Origin of the sequence: Leptotrichia sp. HSP-342 (genome assembly GCF_041199995.1) — a bacterium.
In the GTDB taxonomy this organism is placed as follows: domain Bacteria; phylum Fusobacteriota; class Fusobacteriia; order Fusobacteriales; family Leptotrichiaceae; genus Leptotrichia; species Leptotrichia mesophila.
In genome coordinates this window covers 1064758-1081915 of record NZ_CP165646.1, presented here as the reverse complement: position 1 = coordinate 1081915, position 17158 = coordinate 1064758, and the positions used below count along the sequence as shown (strand labels likewise).

General features: G+C 30.8%; 15 protein-coding genes. 14 read left to right on the top strand and 1 reads right to left on the bottom strand.

Annotated elements, in window-relative coordinates; all coding sequences use genetic code 11:
* From AB8B23_RS05545 to AB8B23_RS05535, 3 genes are read left to right on the top strand one after another with little or no spacing between them, the layout of a single operon-like run.
* Complete coding sequence (locus tag AB8B23_RS05545; RefSeq protein WP_369713799.1) at positions 1 to 2718, top strand: PEP/pyruvate-binding domain-containing protein; 2718 nt, start codon at positions 1 to 3, stop codon at positions 2716 to 2718.
* 46 nt (positions 2719 to 2764) lie between these two features.
* A complete protein-coding gene (locus tag AB8B23_RS05540; protein WP_369713798.1) occupies positions 2765 to 3904 on the top strand; it encodes a DUF3419 family protein in 1140 nt (379 codons plus the stop codon).
* A complete protein-coding gene (locus AB8B23_RS05535; RefSeq protein WP_369713797.1) occupies positions 3891 to 5222 on the top strand; it encodes a diacylglycerol/polyprenol kinase family protein in 1332 nt (443 codons plus the stop codon). Before AB8B23_RS05540 ends, AB8B23_RS05535 begins: the two co-directional genes overlap by 14 nt.
* Positions 5223 to 5330: 108 nt before the next feature.
* On the opposite strand, the gene AB8B23_RS05530 is transcribed toward AB8B23_RS05535, so the two are convergent.
* A complete protein-coding gene (locus AB8B23_RS05530; RefSeq protein ID WP_369713796.1) occupies positions 5331 to 5540 on the bottom strand; it encodes a hypothetical protein in 210 nt (69 codons plus the stop codon).
* A 178-nt stretch (positions 5541 to 5718) separates the two neighbouring features.
* Here AB8B23_RS05530 and AB8B23_RS05525 point away from each other — a divergent pair, with 178 nt between their 5' ends.
* The 11 genes from AB8B23_RS05525 to AB8B23_RS05475 all read left to right on the top strand — a co-directional run bounded on the left by AB8B23_RS05525 (position 5719) and on the right by AB8B23_RS05475 (position 17061).
* The gene (locus AB8B23_RS05525) at positions 5719 to 6747 is read left to right on the top strand and encodes a GNAT family N-acetyltransferase (RefSeq protein ID WP_369713795.1); all 1029 of its coding nucleotides are present in this window, start codon (positions 5719 to 5721) and stop codon (positions 6745 to 6747) included.
* A gap of 17 nt (positions 6748 to 6764) precedes the next feature.
* Entirely contained in the window at positions 6765 to 8318 is a 1554-nt protein-coding gene (locus tag AB8B23_RS05520) for an AMP-binding protein (protein ID WP_369713794.1), read from the top strand.
* 26 nt (positions 8319 to 8344) lie between these two features.
* The gene (locus AB8B23_RS05515) at positions 8345 to 8728 is read left to right on the top strand and encodes a hypothetical protein (RefSeq protein WP_369713793.1); all 384 of its coding nucleotides are present in this window, start codon (positions 8345 to 8347) and stop codon (positions 8726 to 8728) included.
* A gap of 37 nt (positions 8729 to 8765) precedes the next feature.
* Complete coding sequence (locus AB8B23_RS05510) at positions 8766 to 9818, top strand: UbiA family prenyltransferase (protein ID WP_369713792.1); 1053 nt, start codon at positions 8766 to 8768, stop codon at positions 9816 to 9818.
* A gap of 184 nt (positions 9819 to 10002) precedes the next feature.
* Complete coding sequence (murQ, locus tag AB8B23_RS05505) at positions 10003 to 10917, top strand: N-acetylmuramic acid 6-phosphate etherase (RefSeq protein ID WP_369713791.1); 915 nt, start codon at positions 10003 to 10005, stop codon at positions 10915 to 10917.
* Positions 10918 to 10938: 21 nt separating this feature from the next.
* On the top strand, positions 10939 to 12300 hold the full coding sequence (locus AB8B23_RS05500) for a 6-phospho-beta-glucosidase (RefSeq protein WP_369713790.1): 1362 nt from the start codon (positions 10939 to 10941) through the stop codon (positions 12298 to 12300).
* A gap of 6 nt (positions 12301 to 12306) precedes the next feature.
* Positions 12307 to 12636, top strand: coding sequence for a PTS lactose/cellobiose transporter subunit IIA (locus tag AB8B23_RS05495; protein WP_369713789.1), 330 nt, complete (start codon positions 12307 to 12309; stop codon positions 12634 to 12636).
* 94 nt (positions 12637 to 12730) lie between these two features.
* Positions 12731 to 13042 carry a PTS sugar transporter subunit IIB gene (locus tag AB8B23_RS05490; protein WP_369713788.1) on the top strand — a complete coding sequence of 104 codons (312 nt, stop codon included), beginning with the start codon at positions 12731 to 12733 and terminating at the stop codon, positions 13040 to 13042.
* A 58-nt stretch (positions 13043 to 13100) separates the two neighbouring features.
* Entirely contained in the window at positions 13101 to 14444 is a 1344-nt protein-coding gene (locus AB8B23_RS05485; protein WP_369713787.1) for a PTS sugar transporter subunit IIC, read from the top strand.
* A gap of 30 nt (positions 14445 to 14474) precedes the next feature.
* On the top strand, positions 14475 to 15566 hold the full coding sequence (locus AB8B23_RS05480; RefSeq protein WP_369713786.1) for a DUF871 domain-containing protein: 1092 nt from the start codon (positions 14475 to 14477) through the stop codon (positions 15564 to 15566).
* An 82-nt stretch (positions 15567 to 15648) separates the two neighbouring features.
* Positions 15649 to 17061, top strand: a complete 1413-nt coding sequence (locus AB8B23_RS05475; protein ID WP_369713785.1) for a PTS transporter subunit EIIC — start codon at positions 15649 to 15651, stop codon at positions 17059 to 17061.
* The last annotated feature ends 97 nt before the right edge of the window (positions 17062 to 17158 follow it).

Genomic DNA, 17158 nt, shown 5'->3' with positions numbered 1-17158 from the left:
ATGAAATATATTTATAATATTGATAACCTAAAAAATCATAATGAAAATACCGTATTTGAGGAAAAAATTGGTAAAAAAGCTCAAAATTTGCTTGAACTTGCTGCCAATGGATTTAATATCCCACATTTTTCAGTTATTACTAATAGATATTTTAAGGAAGTTATACTAAAAGAAATTGAAATGTATAATCAGGAAGCAGGAAATAATGATGAAATTAAGGATTGGAATGCTATATTTAGCATAAATACGGAAAGAAAAATTGGAAATATAATTAAAATTATAAAAGAGCATAAAATTAGAAAAGAATTTACAGAGGAAATAGAAAATTCACTAAATGAAAAAAGCTATTATGCGGTGAGATCATCTTCAGTAGAGGAAGACAGTAGCAATTTTTCATTTGCAGGTCAGTTTGAAACATATCTATATATAAAAAAGAAAAATATAATAGAAAAAGTGAAGGAAGTATGGATTTCTTCCTTTTCCTCACATGTCATGAAATATAGAAAAGAAGGAAAAATAAATAATGAAATAAATGTTCCTGCTGTAATAATTCAGGAAATGATAAATTCTGACAAGGCTGGAGTTGGATTCAGCGTAAATCCCGTAAATGGAAATTATGATGAAGCTGTTATTTCTGGAACTTATGGACTAGGAACAAGCATTGTTGACGGAGACGAAAATGGGGACTTGTTTATTTATGACAAAAAAACGAAAAAAATTAAAAAGGAAATAAGAACAAAGAAAGTAAGACAAGTTTTAGATTTTGAAAATCAGAAAATAAAAACAGAAGAAATAAATATTGAAGAGGAAGTTTTGACTAACGATGAAATACATGAACTTGGTGAAAACATCATAAATATTGAAAAATATTATGGAAAGCCTCAGGATATGGAATGGGCATTTGAAAAAGGAAAACTGTATATACTGCAGGCAAGACCCATAACTACATTGGAAAAGACAAACGAAAAAACAATAAACACAATAATATGGGATAACAGCAACATCGTAGAAAGTTATCCTGAAATTACATTGCCACTCACATTCAGCTTTATAAGAAAGGCATATTCTGATGTATATAAAAGATTCTCAGAAATTACAGGAGTGCCTCCGAAGGTTGTTGAAAGCTATCAAGTTGTGTATGACAATATGCTGGGGCTTCTAAAGGGAAGAGTTTACTATAACCTCATAAACTGGTACAAACTTCTAATGCTGTTTCCAAATTCCAAAGGCAACAGCAAGTTTATGGAACAAATGATGGGAGTAAAAAAGGAGCTGTCAGAGGAAAATCTTAACGAAAACCTTCTGGAAGCAGAAGAGAAAATGACAGGCTGGGAAAAATTTAGGAATAGGCTGGAAAAATATAAGGCAGGATTTACACTATTTATGAATATGTTTCTCATAGAAAAAAAAGCAGACAAATTTTATAAGATTATAGATGAAAATCTCAATGGAAAAAATAGTAACCTTGACAACAAAAATATAAAAGAACTGAAAAAATACTACAAGTTTCTTGAGAATAAATTTCTAAAAAATTGGGAAATCCCTATTATAAATGACTTTCTTGTGATGGTATGGTTTGGACTTTCAAAAAAGATGGCAGAAAAATATATAAAAGAAAATTTTGAAGAAAAACATAATATTCTTATCGCTCAGGAAGGAAATGATATGATAAGCGTTGAACCTTCAAGATATATAAAAAAAATGAGCAATATGCTAAGGCAGGATAACTCTTTACAGAATGAAATAAAAACTATAATAAAAAATAATGACGAATTAAGGATTAATGTGCTAAAATTAACTAAAAATACAAAATTTAATTCTCTTATGAACGAATACATGGAAAAATTTGGCGACAGGACAGTCCACGAACTGAAACTGGAAGCACCTACATTAAAGGAAGAACCAATATTTCTGATAAAAATGATACATTCTCTTTCAATGACAGAAAATATTCAGGAACATTCTAAAAGAAATATATCGGAAGAACAAAAAAAAATATATGATAATCTGAAAATAAGTTCTGTAAAGAAATATTTATTGAAAAAAACTGTATTTTATGCAAAAAAATTTATAAAATTGAGAGAAAATCTAAGATATGAACGGACAAAAGTTTTTGGAACAGTAAGAAAAATTATGAAAAAAATAGGAACTCATCTGAAAAACGATAACCTTATAAATAACGAAAAAGATGTATTCTACCTTACTGTTGATGAAATTTTTGGACTTGTTGACGGCTCAATAATTGATGTTGATTTAAAAAAACTTATAGAACTACGAAAAAAGGAATATAAAAAATACGAAGCAGAGGCAATTCTCCCTGACAGATTTTTAACAAGAGGATTCCTCGGAGAAAATTTTTATTATGAAGATTTGACAGAAAATTCACAACTGGATGAAAATACTTTAAAGGGAACAGGATGTAGCAAAGGAATTGTCAAAGGAAAGGTAAAAGTTGTATTAAATCCGATGAATACTGAAGTTGAAGATGGAGATATAGTTGTAACAAAATCCACAGATCCAAGCTGGGTCATGGTTTTTCCTTTATTAAAAGGACTTATAGTAGAAAAGGGAAGCCTTTTATCCCACAGCGCAATTATTTCACGTGAAATGAATATACCTGCCATAGTTGGAGTGCAGGGAGCGACAACAGCTTTAAAAACAGGAGATATGGTTCAATTTGACGGAAGTACGGGAATTATAAAAAAATTAGACGACTGATTTTTATTAAAAATTTAAAATTACAAACAAATTAGGAGGAACATAATTGAAAAGTGAAGTAAAGGAAAATAAAATTGATTTTTCTTTGATAAGGTATTCCCAATGCTGGGAAGATACAGAGGTTTTGCTCGAAAGTCTTAATATACAGGAAAATGATATATGCTTTGGAATACTGTCTGCGGGAGATAATGTGTTTTCCATGCTTGCAGAAAATCCAAAGAAAGTGGTGGCTCTTGATATAAGTTTTCCACAGATAGCTCTTGCTAAACTTAAAAGAGAAGTATTTAAAAGTTTTTCGTATGAGGAAATGTTAAAGTTTATGGGGATAAAAAATTCATCTGAAAGAATTGGAATGTATGAAAAGATAAGGTCAAATCTTGAAGAAGATGTGAAAAATTACTGGGATTTTAATAAGGAAGCGATTGAAAATGGAATAATCCATATAGGAAAATTTGAAAAATTTTTCAAGATTTTTAGGGAAAAGATTCTTCCTTTCGTGCATAATAAAAAAAGAATTGGAAAACTTCTTGAAAAAAAATCAAAGCAGGAAAGAATTGACTATTATGACAGACATTGGAATAATTTTAGATGGAAACTGATGTTTAAACTGTTTTTTTCTAGATATGTGGTCGGAAAGCTGGGAAGAGACAAGGAATTTTTTAGATATGCAGAAAAAAATATCTCCGAGGAAATGAAGGAAAGAAGCAGATACGCCCTTTGTGAATTGGATAGTTATGAAAATCCTTATATTTACTACATTATGACAGGAAATTACCGTTTGGACTGCCTGCCTTACTTTTTGCGAGAAGAAAATTTTGAAAATATTAAGAAAAATCTTGATAAATTGGAAATTGTTCAGAATTCTGTTGAAGAATATCTTGATGGGATAGATTTTAAAATAAATAAATTTAATTTAAGTGATATTTTTGAATATATGTCTTTGGAGAATTATAGAAAATTAATGAAAAAAATTTATGATAATGCTGATAATAATGCAATCTTGGCATACTGGAACTTAATTGTGGAAAGAAATTCATCAAAATTAGAATCTATAGAAGGAGAAGAAAATATAAAAAACAACTTTCATAGGTTGAAAGAGCTTGATAAAAGCCTTCATGAAAAGGACAAGACATTTTTTTATACTGATTTTGTAGTTGAAAAGGTGATAAAATATGGAAATAGTTAAAATGATAGTTGTTCTAGCAGCTTTTATCCTGTTTTTCCTTTTATTGAATCAACTTGAGAAAAGTGAAAAGTTAAATTCAGAATTTATACGGAAAATTCTACATATAGGTTCAGGAATCGGAGGACTGGCACTTCCTTTTATATTTGAGAAAAAAAGTTCAGTTATAATGCTTGGAGCAGTTTTTCTTATGTTACTTATTTCCATTAGGATAGTAAAACACAAAATAACAGGATTTAAAAAAGTGCTGGAAACAAAAAACAGGAAAACTTTCGGAGATATATACTTTATTATAAGTATTCTTGGATTATGGATTGTATCAAGTGAAGATAAGGTAATGTACGCTCTTCCGCTTATAATTCTTATGTTTTCCGATGCCTTTGCGGCTCTCATAGGGGAATTTTACAGCAAGTATAAATTTAATACAGGATTTGGAACAAAATCGATAGAAGGCTCGGTAACATTCTTTCTGACAACATACTTCATATGTATAAACTTCTTTCTGTTTTTCAGTGATATCAGGAGTATAAACATTGTGCTTGTTTCTCTTCTATTAAGTATCCTTACAATGATTCTTGAAGTCATTTCATGGAACGGACTGGATAATCTTTTTGTGCCGCTTTTTGTGTATCTATTTCTAAGATTAAATTTATATTTGACAGCACAGGAGCTGATGTATAAATTTTGGGTAATAATGATACTTTTTATAATTATAATATTGAATAGAAAAAAGACTACGCTTACAAGAGTCGCACAAACCGCAAGCTTGTTTTTTCTTTATATCGTTATGATTATCGGTGGCATAAAATGGCTTATTCCACCACTAATAATGTATCTTGGCTATTATCATTTCACGCCAAAGGTAAGAGGGCAAGTAAAAGATTCTCTCAGAGGACTTTTGACAATAGCATTTACAACAGCAATCTGGCTTGCTATGAGCATCATACTTGATAAAAATAAAATGTATCTTATTTATATATTCACCTTTTCACTGCATTTTGGAATTATAAATTTAATAAGAGATAACGCTGGAAATATAAAACGGGAAACATTTAGAATGAATTTTCTAATGGGAAGCATTGGAAAGGCATTTGCTTTCTTTATAATAAATTATCTTGCCTTGTCAAGAATTTTGGATTTTAAAATGCTAATTGGAATAGTAATTTTTATATTTGGCGGAATATTTATTTACGAAACAAGTATGAAGATTTTTTATATTATTGAAAAGGAAAAGGAACTTAGTGGAGAAACAAAGGTATTTATAGCTTCTGGAATAGTTTTTGCCTGTTCTATATTATTACTAGGATTAGGAATGTTATAAAAACTTACTATTTTAAATCGAATATTTAATAAATCAATTTATTTTTAGACATATTAGAGTTTAATATTAAACTTCGTTTAAAAGCAAGAATAAATTTTTATATCAGGGTTATTTGATAAATAATTCATATTCATTCAACTTTTTTTCTTTTTTATTTCCGTAGGATTGCTCATTGCCGCAAATCCTTATCTTGCAATAAAGGTTTATCCTGAGAATCAAAATGTATGGCAAGATTGCTACGCAATAACCTATGGCTAGTCTACGACATTTTTCTGCACTGACAAAAAACTCGCTATGCTCAAACAGTTTTGTCATCACAAAAAAATGCTCCGACAGATTAATTTATACCATACTCTGTAAAAAAATACATCTTGAATTATTTGAAAATACTAGATTTATATCCCTTAATTAAAAAAGTTTGTAATAAATTTATTGTTTAAACGGGATTTAGTATAATATAAATAAGATAAATTATCAAAAAGGAGAAAATTTACAAATGAAAATCAAGCGATACACAATAACAGAAAACAATCAAATAAATAAAAACTGTTTAGAAAAATATATTATGGAAAATAACATTTCACAAAATGAAATTCCAAAAATAGAAATAGAACGTCCATCTGAAATTATTGTTTTTTATAATGAGAATGAAGAAACAGCTGGAAGTCTTAATTTATGGCACAATCGTCCTAATTACAATGAAAAGGTAACATCATATATTGGCAATGTAAATATTTTGGAAAAATATCGAAAAAACGAAACAGAAATATTTAATGAAATTTTTGAAAATCTTAAAAAAGATTGTATAGAAACAATAATAGGCCCTTTAAATGGGACTACTTGGAATACATATCGATATGTTGCTGACAAAGGAAATCATCCTCCATTTCTGATGGAGCCTTTTAATGAAGACTATTATGTGGAGCTCTTTGAAAAAATTGGTTTTAAACCACTTACTTACTATATTTCAACAATAATGGAAAATATGAATCCTGTTCAAAGGGGTCATTTATCTAAAAAAATTGAAAAGTTGAAAAAATTTGAATATTATAGGGATACTACAGTAAAATCTGCGGAAAATGAAGATTTAATCGCTGTGCTGAATAAAGTTTACGACTTGACAATTGAAGCATTTAAAAATAATTTTCTTTATTCTGAATTGGATAGAGAAATATTTTTGAAAATGTATATGAGCTATGAAGATAAAATTGTAAAAAAGTTTTTTAAAATGCTTTATTTAAAAGACGAATTAATTGGCTACGTATTTGGAATACCTGATTATGCCGAACTTCAATACAAGGAGAAAATAGAAACTATGATTCTTAAAACGATTGCAATTTCTCCTAGATACAATGGAAAAGGCATGGGGTATATTCTGATAGATGAACTTGTGAAGGAAGCGGAACGTTCAGGCTATAAAAATGTGATTTATGCCTTGATGCACGAAAAAAATATATCAAAAAATATCGGCTCACTTTTAGGAGATGAGCTAAGAAGATATGCCCTGTTTATAAAGGAACTTTAAATAAAAGGCGGTGTAGAATGACAATAATTGACAAAATTAAAGATTTGAGAAAACAATATCCAGACCATACAGCATTATTTGATTTAAAGACAGGAAATAAGATTACTTTTACTCAAATTGATACAAAATCAGATGAAATTTGTAGATATTTGATACAAAAAGGATTTGAAAAAGGAAATAAAATCGTTGTTTTTGTTCCCATTGGCATAGAATTTTATCTTATTCTGACTGCAATATTTAAAATGGGACTGCAAGCTGTGTTTATTGATCCGTATGCTGGTATTGAGCATATAAATAAATGCTGTGAAATGATTTCTCCTGATGGAATAATTGGAAGCGGAAAAACACTTTTAAAGGGATTCTTTTTGAAAGGAATCAGAAAAATTGGCAAAAAAATTAATTATATTAAAATGATGGAACATTCTGAAAAACTTTCGATATATGAAAAAAATAAAAATCAGAAAATAATACAAAATGAAAAAATTGACGGAAGCACACCTGCTCTTATCAGTTTTACAAGTGGGAGTACAGGCTTTCCAAAAATTATTATGAGAACTCATGAATTTTTACTTGGACAGCACAATGTACTTGAAAAAAATCTAAAATTTGAAAAAGAAACAGCTGTTTATTCTTCATTCCCGATATTTCTTCTTTCACATATGGCAACAGGAACAACTACCTTTATTCCTGACTTGAACTGGCGAAAACCTGTCGAGTCAGATTTTGGAAATATTGTTAAGCAAATAACAGAAAATAATATACAAAACATCATCTTGCCTCCTGCAATATTTGAAAACATCGTGAAATTTTGCAAAGATGAAAAAATAATGCTCGAAAATGTTCAAAAGGTATACACAGGTGGAGCTCCTGTCTTTTACAGCCTTATGAAAAAGATTAAAGATGTTTTTACAAATGCTAAAATTATAGCCTTGTATGGAGCGTCAGAGGCTGAACCCATATCAGTATTAAATTTTGAAAACATAACAGAAGAAGATATTGAAAATATGAAAAATGGTGATGGACTTCTCGCTGGAAAAATTGTTAATGAAATAGAACTTAAAATAGAAGAATTAGAAAAAACGTCTGAAAAAAATAAAATTTTAAAAGATAACAATGTTGAAGATTTTTCAGCATTAAAAGGTGAAATACTTGTAAAAGGAGAAAATGTAGTAAACGGATATTTAAATGTTGAGAAAAAACCAAATGAAAAATGGCATAGAACAGGAGACATGGGATATATTAACAAAAAAGGCGAACTTATACTGCTTGGAAGGGTTAAAGGACGAATACAGCTTGGGGAAAAAATTTATTATCCTTTTACTGTAGAAACTGCCTTTTCATTTTGTAAAAACTTAAAAAAATCAGTCCTTACTTCCAAGAATAATAAATTATATCTCTTTGCCGAAAGAAACCCTGGATTTAAAGGAAATTTATCTGAGGATAGTGAAATTAAAGAACTAAAAGAAAAATTTGGAATATTTAAAATAATCGAAATTGAAATTCCAATGGATAAAAGGCATAACAGCAAGACGGATTATAAAAGGCTGGAAGAAATAGTTGAAAAAATTTAAAAATTTAAATTCAGAAAGGAAATTTTATGAAAACAGAAGCAAAAGAATTAATTCAGGAAGGATTAAAATTATTTTCATTATATGACAGGAGAGCTTTGAAAAGATTCTACCTTTCAGCAGAAAAAAGCGAGGCAGATTTATCATATCTCGATGAAAAGTATCAGACTCATATGCGTTCTAAAGCAAGAGGACTGTTTTTTGATTTTTTAGGAGGAATTATAGAAGGCATTGCAAGCTCAGGAAGTCCGTTTAGTCATTCTCTGGATAGAGCGATGGCTATTGAAAAGCGAGAACAGTATAATGAAAAAAAATTAATATTAAGATACAAAATTAAAGATTTTATTGAAAGTACACCAGTAGACAGCAATACAGGATATTTACTTTCCATGATTGATTTCTATTGTCAGTAAAATCTATTTATATATAATATTGTAAGAGGAGAAATAAATGAGTCAAAGTAATATAAATTCAAAAAAATCAATAACCCAGAATATTAAAAACTTCAAAATATATCTGAATGAACGGTTTCCATTAGGAAAAAACTCTTTTTTCGTATTGATTTTTACTCTGTCAGGATACATTTATACAAGTTTGTTATACAATTCAAAAATTATGTATCTTTTTACAAACGGAGTTAAAATAGGGATATTTCAATATAAAATAATCGCTCTATTTATCATAATTTTTATGTTTTTCTTTCAATTAAGAATTACAGATGAATTTAAGGATTATGAGGAAGACTTAAAATACAGGGCTTACCGTCCTGTTCAAAGAGGTATAATTTCCTTAAAAACATTAGGAAAAACAGGAATTGTAACTGTTATAATACAAATAATGCTTGCGTATGTTATAGATTTTAAAATTATATATTTTATGATAATAGTATGGTTTTATATGTTTTTAATGGCAAAGGAATTTTTTATAAAAGAGTGGCTTACAAAAAGAATTTTAATTTATGCTCTATCTCACGTTGTAATAATGATTTTTATTACTCTTGTTATTGTAAATGCTACACAATATATCATATTAGGCGAAGCAGAAAATATTTTTAAATTTGGAGCGTTGCAATGGTATAGACATAATATCGATATTGCCCTAATTCCTCTTTTTGCATTAAATTATCTAAACGGAATTGTTCTAGAAATTGGAAGAAAAACGAGAAGAGCTGATGAAGAGGAACATGGAGTGCAAACATATAGCAAACTTTGGGGAAGAAAAAAGGCTGTGATTATTTTAAGCCTACTTTTTATTATTGAATATTTTTTTGTTATTCTTGGGCTTGCCCATACCTATAAAGAATATTTTTTCTTTGGTGGATTGACATTGCTTGTAATATTAGTAGTTTCAATATATTTTATGGTAAAATTTTTGAAAAAGGATTTATCAGGAAAGATTGTAGAAACTGTGTCGGGACTTTGGATTATTTTTTCAAGTATGTGCATGGGGCTTCTTCCGTATTTTGTATTTAGTTTAATAAACAGTAACTTTAACCATCTATAAATAAACAAGAGTGTTTATGCTCTTGTTTTTTTTTAATATAATTTAAGTTTATCAGCATTTTTCTTCTCTTTTAAACAAATTTTTCAGATAAATTTAAAAATAGACTTCCATTTAAGAAAAATCGAGATATAATTATGGTATACAGAAATAGCTTTAGACTTAACTTAAAAGGGTGTGATAAATAATGATTGAACTTGAAAAATTGTCTACTGAAGAAAATAATCCTAATAGCAAGGATATTGAATTACAGGATAGCCTTGAAGTTGTGAGAAGGATAAATGAGGAAGACAAGAAAGTGGCGTTTTGCGTAGAAAAAGAATTAGAGAGCATTTCACGGCTGATAGATGCTATTTTGTCAAGATATAAAAAAGAAACAAGGATAATATATGTTGGAGCAGGAACATCGGGAAGGCTTGGAATTCTTGATGCGTCAGAATGTCCTCCTACTTACGGAGTTTCCTTTGAAAAAGTTCAAGGAATAATTGCCGGTGGAAATGAAGCGATATTCAAAGCTAAGGAAAATGCTGAAGATAGCCCAGAACTAGGAAAACAGGATTTGATAAACATTAATCTTACAGAAAATGATGTAGTTATTGGGCTTGCTGCTTCTGGCAGAACTCCCTATGTCTTAGGGGCAATAGAATATGCAAACAGCATTGGTGCAGTTACTGGAAGTATAACTTGCTCAAAAAATTCTGATTTATCCAAAGTCAGCCAATATCCGATAGAAGTCCCTGTTGGTGCTGAAATTGTGACAGGCTCTACCAGAATGAAAGCAGGAACAGCCCAGAAGATGATACTTAATATGATTTCTACTGCACTTATGATAAAACTTGGAAAAGTATTTTCAGGCTACATGGTGGATGTAAAAACTTCCAATCAGAAACTGGTTGAGCGGGCGAAAAGAATAATAATGAAAACTACTGGGACTGATTATGAAATTGCAAGTTCTGTTTTGGAAAAAGCTGGAAATGATGTAAAAACAGCTATTGCTATGATACTTTTGGATATTGATAGAGATATGGCAACAGAAAAATTAAAACAATACGATAATAATGTAGCAAAATTGATACATGAATATTCTGAAAAAAATATTTAGCAATTTAGAAAGGATAGTAAAATGGAAAAAAGGGATGGAATTAAAATTGTAACGATTGGTGGAGGCTCTAGCTATACTCCTGAACTGATAGAAGGATTCATTAAAAGGATAAAGGAATTGCCAGTAAGGGAAATATGGCTGGTTGATATTGAGGAAGGGAAAGAAAAATTAGAAATTGTTGGAAATTTGGCTAAAAGAATGGTGGAAAAGGCTGGTATTGACTGCAAGGTTTATTTGACGCTGGATAGAAGGGAAGCTATAAAAGATGCGGATTTTGTGACTACTCAGTTTCGTGTGGGACTGCTTGATGCGAGAATAAAAGATGAAAGAATACCATTTGAAAATGGACTTCTAGGACAGGAAACAAATGGGGCTGGGGGGATGTTCAAGGCATTTCGTACAATTCCTGTAATACTTGATATTGTAAAGGATATAAAGGAACTTGCTCCAGATGCCTGGCTTATTAATTTTACAAATCCTGCGGGAATTGTGACAGAAGCTGTACTAAATTATGGAAATTTTGACAAAGTTGTCGGACTTTGCAATATTCCTGTACATACTCAGATGGATTGTGCAAGCCTTTATGAAAAAGATATTAGCGAGTTTAAATTCCAATTTGCAGGGCTGAATCACTTTGTCTGGTACAAGGTATGGGACAAGAAAGGAAATGAGCTTACATCAGATTTATGGGACAAGAGACAGGATAAGGAAAATCTTGGCGTAAAAAATATTGTAAGCATAAATTACGATTATGATCAGATAAAAAATTTAGGAATGCTGCCTTGTGACTATCATAGATATTATTACTTACAGGATGAAATGCTGGCTGAGGGGCTAAAATCCTATGAAGAGAATGGAACAAGAGGAGAAATTGTTAAAAGAGTTGAAGCAGAACTTTTTGAACTTTATAAGGATGTAAATTTGAAGGAAAAACCTAAACAGCTTGAACAAAGAGGTGGCGCTTATTACTCTGATGCAGCCTGTGAATTAATTAGCGCTATCTACAATGACAAAGGCATAATAATGGCGGTAAATACTAGAAATAAAGGCGCTATCGTAGACTTACCGTATAATTCAGCTGTTGAAATTTCCTCATACATTACAGCAAACGGGCCTAAACCAATAACATTTGGTAAATTTCCAAATGCTGGGCAGAGAGGATATATTCAGCTAATGAAGGCAATGGAAGAACTTACTGTGGAAGCGGCTGTTACAGGAAATTATTACACCGCATTGCAGGCTTTCACTACAAATCCATTAGTTCCTGGAACTACAATTGGAAGAAAAGTTTTGAATGAACTGCTGGATGCACACGAAAAATATTTGCCACAGTTTAAGGATTATTATGAAAATAGAGAAAAATATCAAAAAGGAGGAAAATAAGAAATTATGGACAAGGAACAAATGGAATTAGTCGTCTTTGAAATTGTAAATAGTGCCGGAATGGCAAAAGGAATGGCTTATGAAGCATTAAGCGAGGCAGAAAAAGGGGATTTTGAAAAAGCTGAAAATTTATTGAAAGAAGCTGATGAAGCTCTGCTATCGGCTCACAATGTTCAGACGGAAATAATTCAGGCAGAAGTAAATGGCAAAGGTATTACACCTTCAGTCCTATTCGTTCACTCACAGGATCATTTGATGACAGCAATTGAGGCGAAAACGTTAATTGAGGGTATGATAAAAATGTATAGAAGAATCGATAAACTTGAAAAGCAATAGGTTTATAAAACAGATAGTTGGAAAACTAACACTATTTTGAATAGAGTTGATACAAAAACTATAAAAATTGAAAAATAAAAATTAGGAGGATTTTATGAAAGTATTATTTGTATGTTCATTAGGAATGTCTAGTGCGGTAGCAGTAAAGGCTCTTGAAAAAGAAGCAAATGCAAAAGGCGTAGAAATTGAAGTGAAGGCTGTGAGTACACAGCAGTTTGAAGAAGAAGTAAAAAATGGATATGACGTGGCAATGGTTGCCCCTCAAATAAGACACAGATTTGATACACTAAATGCCCAAGCAAGCGAAGCAGGTGTACCGTGTGCAATGATTACTCCACAAGGGTACAGCCCGCTTGGAGGCCCAAAACTATTAAAACAGATTCAGGAATTAACACAAAATAAATAAATTTTAATATCTTAACAATTCACAAAAATAATATCGCAATAGGAAAGGAAGTAGAATTATGGCAGTTTTAGAACAACTTTCAATAAAAATGGCAAAAATATCAGAACAAAGACATTTAAGGGCAATACGGGACGGTATAGTTTCCACATTGCCACTAATCATTGTCGGATCAATATTTTTAATTTTAGCGTTCCCACCTTTTCCAAAAGAATGGGCAATCTCAGTTTTAGCAAAAAAACATGCAGTACAAATGCTACTGCCCTACCGTATGACAATGTTCATAATGGGTCTTTATGCAGTTATGGGAATCGGTTACAGCCTTTCAAAATCGTATAAATTAGACGGAATCACAGGGTCAATCCTGTCAGTATGTGCATTTTTGCTTACAATTATGCCAAAAATGATTAATCCGATTGAAGTGATAAATCAAACTATCGGTGGAAAAGCGGTGCAGGTTATTGTTGAGGAAGGAACAAAAGGCTCTCAGTTTATTCAGGAAGATATTGGGTATGCCCTGCAAATGTCAAGATTAGGCTCCGCAGGCTTATTTGTAGGAATAATAGCGGCAATATTCGCAGTTGAAGTATATAGAATGACTACAACAACTGGATTTAGAATAAAAATGCCTGAAGCTGTTCCAGAATCAGTTGCACGCTCATTTGAAGCCTTAACTCCAGCGGCAATAATTATTTTTACATTGACAATTTTGACTTACTGGCTAAATATAGATTTGCACGATATAATAGGCTCAATTATAAAACCTGTTCTGAAATTTAGTGACTCTTGGTTTTCTGTAATCCTTATTGTATTTATGATTACGTTCTTCTGGAGCTTTGGAATTCATGGTGATTCAATTGTCGGATCTGTTGTACGTCCGTTGTGGCTTATGCTTCTTGAACAAAATGCCACAGCTTTGGCAAATGGACAAAATATTCCTCATATTGCGGCAGAACCCTTATATCAATGGTTTATCTGGATTGGCGGTTCAGGAACGACAATAGGATTTGCATTATTACTGCTACTTAAATCAAAATCAACTTACGGTAAGACACTAGGAAAAGCAGCAATCCTTCCTTCAATATTCAACATAAACGAGCCAATTATTTTTGGAGCTCCAATCGTATTGAATCCTACATTATTACCGCCTTTTATAATTGTTCCAATAGTTAATGCCTCTATCACTTATTTCGCAATGGTAGCAGGACTGGTAAACCGTGTAACTTCAACACCACCTTGGACTCTACCTGGACCAATAGGAGCATTTTTAGCAACAAATGGAGATTTTAGAGCTGTTATTTTAAATATACTTCTTATTTTAATTTCTGTTGTAATTTACTATCCTTTCTTTAATGCCTATGAGAAAAAATTATTGGCAGAAGAACATGCTGAAGCACAAGAATAAAAATTGATAGAAGAAGGGAAATAACACAAAATGAGAAAATTAGGAATTTCTATTTATCCTGGAAAGACAACTGAAGAAGAATTGATAAGTTATATTGATAAATCTTTTGATGCTGGCTTTAGCCGAATATTCAGTTGTCTGCTCTCTTCTACAGAAGATAAAGAAATAATTTTAAAAAAATTTAAAAAAATAAATTATTATGCTAAAGAAAAAGGATTTGAAATTATTCTGGATGTTAATCCAAAAGTTTTTGATGACTTAGGAATAAGTTATGATAATTTAGCATTTTTTAAGGAAATGGGAGCTGACGGGATTAGGCTGGATATTGGATTTACTGGATTGCAGGAAAGCATTATGACATTTAATAAAGAAAATTTAAAAATTGAAATAAATATGAGCAACGATACTCATTATATCGATACAATTATGGATTACCGCCCAAATAAAAATAATCTGATAGGATGCCATAACTTTTATCCTCACATCCACACAGGATTAGGCTTGAAATTTTTCAAAAAATGTACAGAAAATTTTACAAAATATGGATTACGAACAGCCGCATTTATAACTTCACAAGCTAAAAACAGTTTTGGCCCTAAGCCAGTAACACAAGGATTACCAACCTTGGAAATGCATCGTAATTTACCATTGATAGTTCAGTTCAAACATTTTATCGCATTAGAAACAATTGACGATATAATTATTTCAAACTGCTATCCAACTGATGAAGAATTAAAAGAATTTAAAAAAGTGCGTAAAGATATGGTAAGTTTCTCAATCGAGCTGGAAAAAGATGTTCCTGAGATAGAACAAAAAATAATTTTTGATGAATTTCACTTTAATAGAGGTGATATTTCTGAAAATCTAATCCGTTCTACAAATAGCCGTGTAAAATATAAAGAACATAATTTTAAAATTTTTAATGCCCCTGAAATAATAAAAAAGGGAGATATAATTATTGAAAGTAGCAAATTTGGACATTACGCAGGGGAACTTTTGATTGCAAAAACAGAAATGAAAAATACTGGAAAATCAAATGTTGTTGGAAAAATAGCAGATGAAGAAATATTTTTAATTGACTACATCAAACCTTGGCAAAAATTTTCTTTTGTAAAAAAATAAAAATTTCTCTATCTAATAGATTTATCTTTCACTATTTAATTAAAAGATTTTGAAACTTCAACTTACAAAGGAGATGAGCATTATGGATGCAAAAAAAACAGCAAAGGAAATTTATGAAATTTTAGGAGGCAAGGAAAACATTACTTCAAACGCAGTCTGCATGACAAGACTTAGAGTTAAAGTTAAAAATGAAGTAGATTTAGAAAAGTTAAAAAAAGTTGATGGCGTACTGAACGTAGTAAATGCTGAAACTTTACAGATAATACTAGGGCCTGGAAAAGTAAATGCAGTAGGAGATGAATTTTCAAAACTTAGTGGTATTGCTCTAGGATTTTCAGATAGTAACGTAAAGGATATAGCAAGTGAAAATAAGAAAGCAAATAAACAAAAATATAATGGTCCTGTCCAACGATTTCTTCAAAAAATTGCAAATATATTTGTACCTCTATTACCTGGAATAATCGCATCAGGATTAATAATGGGACTTACAAATGTTATAAATGTTGCAACAAAAAATGGTTATAATACAGTATGGTGGTTTGCTGCGATAAGAAGTATCGGATTTGTTATGTTTGGATATCTTGCAATTTATGTAGGAATGAACGCAGCAAAAGAATTTGGGGGAACTGCAGTGCTTGGTGGAATTATGGGATCAATATTTATCACAAATCCAGCCTTGCCTTTACTTCTTAAAGTAGAAGACAAGAGTGCAGTTATACTTCCTTTTACAGGTAAGCCTTTTGCACCTGGAATGGGAGGACTGCTTGCATCGTTATTTATGGGTATAATAGTCGCATATTTGGAAAAAAATATAAGAAAGATAGTTCCTGTAATGCTTGATACATTTTTTACTCCTCTTTTAACTTTAATAATAGGTGTATTTATAGCCCTAATAATAATTCAGCCTTTAGGAACTGTTGTAACGGGCTTCATATTCACTATTCTTGATTTCTCATATAAGAAGTTAGGAATATTGGGAGGATATATATTGGCAGCTGGATTCCTTCCTTTAGTTTCAGTTGGACTACATCAAGCTTTAACTCCTATACACACCTTACTTAATGATCCGACAGGCCCTACAAAAGGAATTAACTATCTGCTTCCTATACTTATGATGGCAGGAGGAGGACAAGTTGGCGCAGGAATTGCAATTTATATAAAAACTAAGAATCAACGGCTTAAAAATATGGTAAGAGATTCTATTCCTGTTGGAATTCTTGGAATTGGCGAACCATTAATGTATGCTGTAACTTTACCATTAGGAAAACCTTTTATTACAGCTTGCTTAGGGTCTGGAATTGGCGGAGTTCTTGCTGTTCTATTTCATTTAGGAACAATTTCTCAAGGTGTTTCAGGTTTATTTGGACTACTTATTGTTGTTCCTGGATCTTGGATTTACTTTATAATCGCAATGCTTGGAGCATATGTAGGAGGATTTATACTGACTTATCTATTCGGAATTGATGATGAAAAGATTGAAGAAATGTATGGATAAAATTAAAAAGAATTTATGAATAAAAAATTGTGTAAACTCATATTAAATATTTGAATTTACACAATTTATTTTTTATATTTCCAAATTTCTTCAATAA